Below are 10318 nucleotides of genomic sequence, written 5' to 3'. Positions count from 1 at the left end.
GTTGATGTTCTTCAACGCATCAGCCTCCACCCGGCCCGTGATATCAGGGAACTGATACCGCGACTCTGGAAAGAGAAATTCGGGGCCAATCCATTAAAAGCCGATCTCGACAAGTAGGGGGAGTCTGCCCCCTGTTTGGACGCTTACGTATCAACTGGTTTTCCACTCCTGAAAGGGATTACCTGTAAAACTGAATTCAGATTCGCAACTTTTGTTTTACTGAGAAATTGTTTTACTGAGAAATCCTTCCTGTCATAACCTAATCAGATTATTCAGGGTGTTCATGGCCTGACCATCATTTAGCCTGGCAGCTATGTTCAACCAGTGCAGCGCTTTGTCCCTATCTCCCCAAAGACCCACGTCACTGTTCAGAAGCAGGTGGCCAAGTTTGCTCATGGCCTTGACATGGCCCTTCTCAGCTGCCTTGGTCAACCACTGCACCGCCTGTTGGGGATCCCCCGGAAAGTCCTTGCCACTCCTGAGATACAGGCAGCCCAGGTTGTGCATGGGCATGGCATCCCCATACCTGGCAGCCCTGAGGTAACAGCTTTCCGCCTGGTGCAGATCTTCCGGGAGGCCGTCGTAACCATATTCAAACAGAAGCCCCAGGTTGTTCAGGCCGATCGGGTCAGTTGCTCCCCTGCTGACCAGCAGCAGAGCAGCATCAGGATGCTTGTTGAGCAGAGCCTGGGCCAGGGGGGTATTCCCCTGGGTCTGGCCCGCATCCGGGGCTGCCCTCCGGTTGAGCAGGGCCCGGATCATCCCGATATCGCCCTGGATTGCAGCGTTGACCATCTGCTGCTCCCAGTTCGGGGGCAGGGGCAGGGTTGTCAACACTACCTCCTCAATGACCACCTCAATGAGACTCCGCTCCAAAGGGCACGTCAGGTTATTTTGTAACCAGGTAGTAATGCATTCGAGGTGGAATATATGCTTGCAGGGCTCGGCTCTGGCGATGCGCCTGCCATTAAACTCCGGATGGCTCGGTGGGAAGATTTTGTCTAAACAGACTGAGCACACTTTTAGTTCGTGGGTGGCTACTGCGGCACTGGATGAAACGTTGTTCATGTCAGGCATTCCTTTACGTTGTCATGACTTTTATATTTGTGCCGCATTCGACCATTTGCTTTCGGAGAATTCACTGACTAATTAGTTAGTTTCTCTGACACTTTGATCCACACAATATTAATTCACAAATTTAATCCACAAAATAGAGTAGGGCTCTTTTGAATTTTAAGTGGGTAAGCAGGTTTCATTAACCTTGGTAAAGTCCAGCTTACCTGTCAGTAAATACACCATGATTTTGAAGTGAGGCTTATTGTAACCTCGTGCTTTTCGCTTAGCTGCCTGTATCACTGAATTCAAACCTTCCAGTAAGCCATTATTGATCTGGCTATCCTTCCAGTTGAGTACACCATCCCAGTGTCGTTTTATGGTCTTGGCGGCTTTAATTATGGCTCTTGTAGATTAAGAGGGCACAAGATGCGTACCTGCATGCACAAGGTCTCCGACTGCGCGAGGCTCACAGGTTACTTGCGGTGTAGTGCAACCTGTAATATTGCTTTCTGCATCACTTAACAACATCAGCACCTCGGACTATTTGATTTCGCAGCTCAATACTTAGCCTACAGGCTCCCCTGTCAACACTTCACCGGATACCTTACGATATACGGCTCATGACTCGGGGCTGGGGCGACACGTCAGTCTTAACCCACAGGGACTTTCACCCTTAACATCTTGCCGATTTATCTCGGCACACTAAGCACTCAATAAAAAACCCAATAACAAAGGAAAAACTGCCAAAACATTTACAATAAGCAGATGAAACCATCATCTCCCCATCGGGTCTGAACAGTTGGTTAAAGTTATTCAACGTTCAGGCTAAATAATGCAGTCGGTACTTGCATCGTCGTATTTCCCCCTAAACACTCCCGCTAATACAGACTCACCCCGGCAGCATCCTGGAGCAGCAGATATCAGGAAATGCCCAGACTTCAACAGCACCCCTATTCACCATCGTCAAACACGACCGGTCCTCGATAAGATCAGCTATTGCTCCGACTCATCCCGGAACTGTCTTGAGTCTTCAGACAGAGAAACACCGTCGTTAAACCAGAAGGGGGCAGGAAAACCGGCAACAACAGATACTGACACCCGCTCTGGCGACAGCACCTGTACACTGGACAGCTGCCATTCTGAGACTGAAAATATCAGCCCCCGGAACAGGACAGACAAAGAAAACACAACGGATGCTCCAACTTCACAAGCTGACCCGGCTGTCGGTGAACAAGACAGCGTCAAGGCACCAATAGAAGCAGAAAGCTCTTACTGGCATTCCACGGCACAGTATATTCTGTCAGGCATAAAAAAACTCGCCAATGCCGCCCTGCCAACACCTTCAGAGGCCCTGGACCATATCAATCTTGATATGCCCTGCTTCAGTGAAGAATATGACGAGGATCAAGACATTGAGTTGCCCATAGATGTCGATGCCATCGACAGTGACCTGAATAGCAGGGGGCACGTTAGCAAAGCGCAATCCAAAAGTGTTCAACCCGAAAAAGAGTGTTCCAGCACAACCTATGAGTCGGAAGAAAGCGACAGTAAAACGGCAGACGCTTCCCACAGAAAAGATAGCGTCGTCCATAGGGCACATCACAGATCATCAGAACTTCAGGAAATCTACCAACAGTCACTGCCCGTCGTAAAACTCTCACCACACACCTATGGCAATCCCAGCAACATTGCCATTGATGGGGAAGATGACCAGCCTGAGCTGCTGATTGCACTTTATCCACACGGCATCTTACAGGCCCTGCTTATTTTATTCCCTGAAACCGCCCTTGAGATTCTCAAAAGTCGGCTTGCGAAGCTGGGCAGCACCTCAATAGATACCTTTGAACAACTCCGAAAATCCCGGATGCAAAACCGTACCGGATTCAGGGTCACCCTGGCAACCAACCTGGCAACCCTGAGAGAAAACCTCAACGACCTTGAACGTGATCGGCACAATGTCAGATTCCAGCTCGCGATGTTGAAAAATCTGAGAAAATTTGAGCGTCAATACAATGTGTACTGTCTGGAATCAAAAATGGATGCCGACTTCCTGGTACAAAAAGGAAGGCTATCTTCCAAGCAGTTAGCCACTGCCATTGACAACGTCGAGGGTAATCAACTTAAAGACCCAAAACCCCTTAAGCCCTCTACCTGGCTGAGACCGCTGGGCTACCAGTGCAAAGAGCGTGAAATCATCTTAAGGGGGGCTATGTGGAGTCTGGCAAAATATCATCTGGAAAAATCCGCTCAAACCGTTCTTAACGAGCTTATGCAGCTCCCACCGGTGAGGGTACCGGTTTCCGGAACAGACACATGCAAGAGGAGAACAGTTAATCACTACATCCGGGAACAACCTGAAACCATACTAAAAGTGTTGACTTATCTGGTTTGCCTGAACGTAAAACGGTATCGATGCATAAGGCATATAAAGGCAGCTAAACTTGCCCTGGCGACTGATCAGCAAGAGTGCACAGCAGAGAGTGTTCAGGCTTTATTCAGTCGGCTGATCAGGCAGGATCTTATACCAGAAATAGCGACGCAACTGGACAATGAGATCGGCTGGCTCCATGCCAAACGCCTTGAGCATGAGATTGAATCACCTCCAGCTGAAGCCAGTCTGCCAAGCTTGATGGATCAACGACAACATATCCTTAATCTTCGATTACTGAACCACCAGCCGCCCCCCGAAGAAAAACAAGGCCGCCTTGCCTGTACAGAGCATGAAGTTTCTGCCCGGTTAATTCATCATTTTCTGAGCACCCAATCACGCCCAAACCAACCGGCCCTGTTTCCACAGTGGTTGTTTCTAAAGCCCCCCGCTGCTGATCGTATACGCACCGTACTGTCACAAAACAGCAATACTCTCGAGCAATCTTTTTACCTGGCCACATTACAATTCATTGATGCAATGAACCGCTCTGAACAGGATGACAACTACGACAGTTGCCTGCACTGGATGCAGTGCTACTACGACATGACCTATGCTGAACAGCAGCTTCTGATTCACCTGATTGACCAGGGTGTGCCTGACGGCTTACTGCCCTGTGAGCATTTCGAGCAGAATATTGATGTGCTCTGGCAATTGGCAAAATCAAGAAAAAGCATGGGCCTGCGGCCACTGAACCCTGACTCCTATGCATACTATCTCAGCTACCTGAATTTTATCCGGAAGGAAGAAGAAAGCATTGAAGACAGCATTGCCGAGCTGTATCGCAAGCGGTATTTAAAATTACTGAATTATGATCCTTATCAAGAATTTAAAACGCTCTTTGGCGATGTATTTAACTGGGGGTCACAAGCCAGCAGAACCATCTGTCAGAAAGCCGGCGAACTGATGCAGGGATTAAACGCATCAGGGCTGCCCAATGCACTGGGCTTTCTTTATAAAGAAGGCAAAGGGCTGATATCGTCACTGTTCTCTGCCGACAATCCAATCCACACCTTAATAACCGACACTCTGGGTACAATATTGAAAGTAGCCCAACAAAACCCAAAGTTTTTTCGGGTAATGTGGGGTGATTTTGCACTCCTGATGCCTCAGCTGAAAAGCCTGCTTGGGCAGGACACATCGGTAACAGGCCTGCTTGAAAGCATTGAGATCTGCATGCGCGGTCATGCCCTGGCTTCACTGTTTTCCGGTGACAAACAACAGCCACTGGATGTTAACCCGCTGGAAAATCCGCAAGTGGCTACGGTGATCAAACGGTTCCAGCTGCTCCGGGACATGATTACCGCGTTTCATACCGGACTGCCAGTAATCGAAATATTTTTAAGCAATAGCCTGGATAACCTGATCAAAAAGGCTAAAAAAGTCGCACAGAATGTATTATCCACCTATCTTGCCAGACACTGTCTCAGCCATATGAAGCCGGCGATTTTCCGCTTGTTGAATAACCTGCGCTGTGCCCGGGATTTAATGCCCAGCCTGACCCTGGGGCTGACCTCTGACTGCCTCGCCGCCATGGCTCCGGAGACAACCGTCAGACTTGCCCATCATATTGGCCGGCGGACCAGTGTCGTTGGTAATGTCTTGGGTTTTGTTCTGGATCCGCTGGTTATGCGCTTTGATAAATACCAGGAGAAAATCAACAACGCCAAAGCCAACCCATCCAGTGTTGCAGCGCGCAGTGAGTTAACAGCAGAGCGGAAAAAGGTGGCAGGCATTCTCGGCGTATCATCAGTGGTTACCACTGCCGCCATTTTGTTGGTTAATGCCTTTAACATTGTTCTTCTGTTGAGTAGCCCCTGGCTAACAACAGCCTGTATCGGGATCATTACCTTTTTTGGCAGCAGCTGCTTTGTCGCCCGACGCTATAATGGGTTGGATGAAGTCTGGACATCACTGTCCGAAACCATTTCAGAACAGATGGAACGAACCTTTGCCAAAGACAGTCCAAAGGCCATTAAGGCAAGACAACAAGCCCACCAGATCAGTAAAGATACCCTGACAAAAATGTCAGAAATCAGAGAACAGGCACTGAGTGGATGGCAGGACTGGCAACAAAACCAGCTACTAAGAGAGTTAAGCAAGTATTGGCACCAGCTGCAATATAAGGAAGAGATGCTTCAACGTATCAAGTCTACGGTCCGGGAAAAGTGTCAGTCCGATATTCAAAGAGACGCACAACACATCCTCCATTTTGTCCGGGCAAAGGCACTGGTGGAAAATGCTCTCAGGGACCCGGATAACATATCAGCCAATCCGGATCACCTTGCTGATTTCAACCAACAGTTAGCCCATCTGTATTTTCCACCACTGGATGCAGCACTGTTTCCCTATCAGTTAATAAACCTTGAACAGGAAATCAATGCATTTTTAGAGCATTCCTGTGGGACTGACTGCCCCGGAGAAAACATCAAGGCAATTATGGATACCGTTGAAAACTATCACATCGACCTTCACAAAGGAGAGTACCTGTTTAAGCTACTGCAAATGCGACAACTTCAGTCTTTATCACTGGAGGGAGACAAGGCTGACGATCAACCATTTCATCAGACGCTGCATCATTGCAGCGAAACAACCATGGCGCACTTGCCAGACCAGCTGACAGCAACAGTCATAATGGCAAAGTCCCGGCAAAAGTGTGAACGGCAGCAACTGAAAAAGGAGGAGCAGATCCGGGAAGCAAGAATGAAAATGGTCACCCGGCGGGCATTACATGACTGCCTGAAAGGCGAAACAAACTATTCAGCCAGCAGCATCCCCGACTTGAGCAAAGACCCATTGTTCAAAACTCACCTTGAGCTGCAAATCAGAGAACTTGAAAAAGCCAGCCTGCCCTGGTCAATTGACTATACACTGCCATCGGCTCGAACCAGCGACTCGCCCCCTGCGGGATGCACTTATAAAGCCCTGGAAGCAGGCAAAGACCTCCTGACCTCATAAGCTGCCCGATATGACAAACAGGCCGCTCTTTGTATCGGGCAATATGGTTGACTATGTTGCGATGATTAAGGAATTGTCCCTGAATAACTTCCTCTTTTTCGCCACGGAGGCACGGAGTCACAGAGGAAAAGAGTTTTTCTTTTCTCCGTGCCTCCGTGGCAAGGTTTTTTCTTTGCTGGACAACATCGGATGTGGAAGTTATTCCAGGACAGTTCCTAAACGCTCACAGACGGAGGCTCTGCCTGGGCAGCCGCCTTGCGTTCAGCCGCTATGCATGCTGCCGCAGTAAAGACGACATCGGTAGAACTGTTCAACGCCGTTTCCAGAGAATCCTGGATCACGCCAATAATAAAACCGACAGCAACGACCTGCATGGCAATATCATTAGAGATACCAAACAGGCTACAGGCCAGCGGGATCAGCAATAAGGAACCACCGGCCACACCGGAAGCGCCACAGGCAGAAACAGCCGCAACAACACTGAGCATCAAAGCGGTTGGCAGGTCAATAGAAATACCCAGTGTATGAACCGCTGCCAGCGTCATTACGGTAATAGTAATGGCGGCACCTGCCATATTGATGGTAGCCCCCAGGGGAATGGACACTGAGTAGGTATCTTCGTGGAGATCCAGGCTTTTACACAGCTGCATATTCACCGGAATATTGGCTGCCGAGCTGCGGGTAAAGAAGGCCGTCACACCACTTTCCCGGATACAGCGAAGCACCAGGGGGAAAGGATTCTGACGAATCTTCAGGTAAACGATCAACGGGTTAACGATAAACCCGATCATCAACATGCTGCTGATCAGAACCACCAGTAACTTGCTGTAACCGGCCAGCACCCCAAAACCGGTCTGGGCAATGGTATTGGCAACCAATCCGAAAATACCGATGGGAGCCAGCTGGATGACAAAACGTACAATGGCAGAAACCGCCATGGACAGGTCATGCACCATAACCCGCGTAGACTCACTGCCATGACGCAATGCCAGGCCCAAACCGATGGCCCAGGCAAGAATACCAATGAAGTTGCCTGTCAGCAGAGCCTCAACAGGGTTCTGCACGACCTGGAACAGCAGTGTATGGAGAACCTCCATAATACCTTCCGGAGGCAGGGCCGCACCGCTGTTGGTCACCAGCGTCAAGGTCACCGGGAAAAGAAAACTCATGGATACCGCGACAAAAGAAGCCGCCAGTGTGCCAAAAATATAGAGGAAAACAATCGGCCGCATGTTCGTGTGCTGCCCCTGTTTCTGGTTGGCAATGGAAGAAGCCACCAGTACAAATACCAGCACAGGAGCCACCGCTTTCAAGGCCCCGACAAACAGGGAGCCCAGAAAAGAGATGGCCACCGCAGTTTCCGGCGAAACAACCGCCAGACCAGCACCCAGGGCAATACCGATAATAATCCTGAGAACCAGGCTGGTGTTTGCCATTCGGTCATAAAATGATTGCGCTTGACTCATGATTTACCCGCTGTACTACATTCAAGTTTTTATCAGTCAATAATTTATAACTTCTGCCTCACGAGATTCCCGCGCATGCAAAGTATTACCGGCTGCGGGGATTACGTAAAAATAGTATCACAGTACTGAGGATAAACTTCAGATTTAATTTTTTGCATCAATTACGTCAATTGCATCTATCCTATTGCCTACCGAAACAGACACCAGAGCACGGAAATGAGACAGATTCTAGTCCCGAAAACCATCTTTGAGCTGCAACCCGTCAAGGACTGTCACGGAAAAACCAAACTGGAAGAGAAACCGAAAGTCGTCTGGGACATAAGAAACGTCGTGGTGATACCACCAGCGGAGCTCCTGACTCAACTATTGCGCGGCAGATATTGAGAGTGCGCTGTTCCTGTAATCCCCCGTCAATAAAATCCCTCTGAAAAACAACAAGTCCTGCTCAAACCCCAGGGCTTAAACCAGCTGACTCAGCTGCTCTTTGACATTCTCTGCCGTTGGGCGCTTTTGCGGGTCTGCCCGGGTGCACTGGCCTATCAGACGAATCAGTGGTGCCAGTATGTTCTGATCGTCTTCAGCCAACGAAATACTTATCGGACCGGACGGCATATTCAACGCCAACAGGCTCTTTTTATTGGCCAGGAAGCCCGTGGTCCGGTCCATTGCCTGCTCCAGTTTTGCACCATCATACAATCCACAGGTTTTCATATAGTCAAATAGTGATAACTGCAAACCTTCCTCCGTTTTAAACCACTCCCCTTCGCCAAAAGTGGTACAAACGATAACCGCCAGCATTACACCAAAAGACCAGATATCGCCCTCCCGGGTAGCGGAGGTATATTGCCAGGGGGCAAACGGTTGTTCAGGATTGTCAAAAACGCCAGGAAAGCGCAGCTCTGGCGGTTGCCAGGCATTGTTATAAAAAATGAACCGTTTGCTGCCCAGCGTATCCGGCCCCGGTGCCACATCCACCCTACTGAAACGCTCCGGCAAGCCCGGGCCCAGCCAGCCTGACACCTCCCGAAGTCCTTCCAGACGGATATCACCGTGGGCCACTCCCCGTTCGTGCAGGTTTGCCAGGGTATCCACTACCTGGCTCAGACCATGGATAACATCACCGAGAACAGCGCCTTTCGACAAACATTGCTCCAGGTAGGGCTCCGCCAGACTTTCCAGCAGCGGCCACAGCCCTGTAACAGAGGAAGCAATCCCTGCGTCAGCCAGCCTGGGCAACCCCTTTATTCCCCATCGATAAATATGTTGCTGCCGGGCGGTGGTGGAGACCATCTCCAGCAATTGATCGATTGACTCATCCAGCCTTTCTGCCTCCGGTGCTGCCAGGACAGACGGAAAAGAAGGGCTTCGCTGATGGGGCTTGCCAGCTTCATTGAGCAGTTTAACGTTCTGGTCATTGAGCAGCATTAACGTCCCCACTGGCTGGCCTTCGCCATCCGCCCCCTTGACCGATACCTGCCCCGCCCGGGCAAACCAGGAATATCGTTGTGGCTCAATGGTGATGGCTCTGCCAAAGCTGCTGATATTCAGGGAGTTCAGCAGCGTAACCTGCCAGCGCTCGTCTGAATCCATATCATTCCTGCTTGCTTTTCTGAAAACCTCGTAGGTTTCCCACTCGGGTTTCTGTTCAAGCAGTTTGATAATCAAATTATCGACACGGTGGACAATACGATATTTGAATGCACTGCCAACTTCACCCTTTTCATCCGACACGACCGCAGGAAATTGCAGCGCAGAAGCATTCTCAACAACTGGCAGGGACATCAATGAACTCCTGTATGGCTTTTTTATTGTCAGGGAATTAAAGATAGCTCAATTGGGTATAAACAGTGATGTCATTGTTAAGAAACTGCGGTGAACAGAACTGCCTCATGGCTTTAGACAGACAAGGAAACCTCATCAATTAAATGGGTTATGAAGTTCCAGGGCATTCAGGAAGCTGTTGCCCCGAACAGGGGCCTTGGTGAACAAGATCAGCTATCTTTCTGACTGCGGCTGAAGGTATCTCCCAATACAGCAGTGCCAATGACGAAAAATTACATGCAGGGATTACGTAATGACCAGTCGGTTATAGTTCATCATTCATACCTGTTTTGGAGGTGTAAACAGGCTTCAGTACCATTTTGGTGCCCCCTGATTTCATGGGGACAAAAGTATTTAAATTATTTATCTGGAGGCGAACGGTATCCAGCATGTCGGCTGCATTCATCCTGTCCAGGGCATGATAAAAATCGGCACTTTCAGTTGAAGTGCGGTTACTGAGAATACCAAGTGCATTCTGGATATAAAAAGAAAAAGAAAAGAAAAAAAAAGAAAAAAGAAAGAAAAAAGGACACCCACTTTTTAAAAAAGAAAAAAGGACACCCACTTTTTAAAAAAGAAAAAAGAAAAA

At 49.2% G+C, this 10318-nt stretch carries 5 protein-coding genes; 1 reads left to right on the top strand and 4 read right to left on the bottom strand.

Annotated features, from left to right (window positions below; genetic code table 11):
- Positions 1 to 252 precede the first annotated feature (252 nt).
- Both J7439_RS24300 and J7439_RS24295 read right to left on the bottom strand, forming a co-directional pair.
- Positions 253 to 1068, bottom strand: a complete 816-nt coding sequence (locus J7439_RS24300) for an SEL1-like repeat protein (protein WP_209204640.1) — start codon at positions 1066 to 1068, stop codon at positions 253 to 255.
- Between the two features lie 165 nt (positions 1069 to 1233).
- The gene (locus J7439_RS24295; RefSeq protein WP_502950444.1) at positions 1234 to 1452 is read right to left on the bottom strand and encodes a transposase; all 219 of its coding nucleotides are present in this window, start codon (positions 1450 to 1452) and stop codon (positions 1234 to 1236) included.
- Between the two features lie 436 nt (positions 1453 to 1888).
- On the opposite strand from J7439_RS24295, the gene J7439_RS24290 reads away from it, so the two are divergent.
- Positions 1889 to 6442, top strand: coding sequence for a hypothetical protein (locus tag J7439_RS24290; protein WP_209204639.1), 4554 nt, complete (start codon positions 1889 to 1891; stop codon positions 6440 to 6442).
- Positions 6443 to 6657: 215 nt separating this feature from the next.
- Here J7439_RS24290 and sstT read toward each other — a convergent pair whose 3' ends face one another.
- Together sstT and J7439_RS24280 are read right to left on the bottom strand one after the other, a co-directional pair.
- Positions 6658 to 7908: a serine/threonine transporter SstT gene (gene sstT / locus J7439_RS24285; RefSeq protein ID WP_209204638.1), complete on the bottom strand. Its 1251-nt coding sequence runs from the start codon at positions 7906 to 7908 to the stop codon at positions 6658 to 6660.
- A 459-nt stretch (positions 7909 to 8367) separates the two neighbouring features.
- The gene (locus tag J7439_RS24280; RefSeq protein ID WP_209204637.1) at positions 8368 to 9690 is read right to left on the bottom strand and encodes a protein kinase family protein; all 1323 of its coding nucleotides are present in this window, start codon (positions 9688 to 9690) and stop codon (positions 8368 to 8370) included.
- Positions 9691 to 10318: the final 628 nt, after the last annotated feature.

Source organism: Salinisphaera sp. G21_0 (genome assembly GCF_017744115.1).
Lineage (GTDB): Bacteria > Pseudomonadota > Gammaproteobacteria > Pseudomonadales > Endozoicomonadaceae > Endozoicomonas.
This window is presented reverse-complemented; position numbering and strand designations above follow the sequence as displayed.

What these genes read in the sequence shown, in the direction of transcription:
- J7439_RS24300 (WP_209204640.1), bottom strand. Translation starts at nt 1,068, where the DNA reads ATGAACAACGTTTCATCCAGTGCCGCAGTAGCCACCCACGAACTAAAA.
- J7439_RS24280 (WP_209204637.1), bottom strand. Translation starts at nt 9,690, where the DNA reads ATGTCCCTGCCAGTTGTTGAGAATGCTTCTGCGCTGCAATTTCCTGCG.
- sstT (WP_209204638.1), bottom strand. Translation starts at nt 7,908, where the DNA reads ATGAGTCAAGCGCAATCATTTTATGACCGAATGGCAAACACCAGCCTG.
- J7439_RS24290 (WP_209204639.1), top strand. Translation starts at nt 1,889, where the DNA reads ATGCAGTCGGTACTTGCATCGTCGTATTTCCCCCTAAACACTCCCGCT.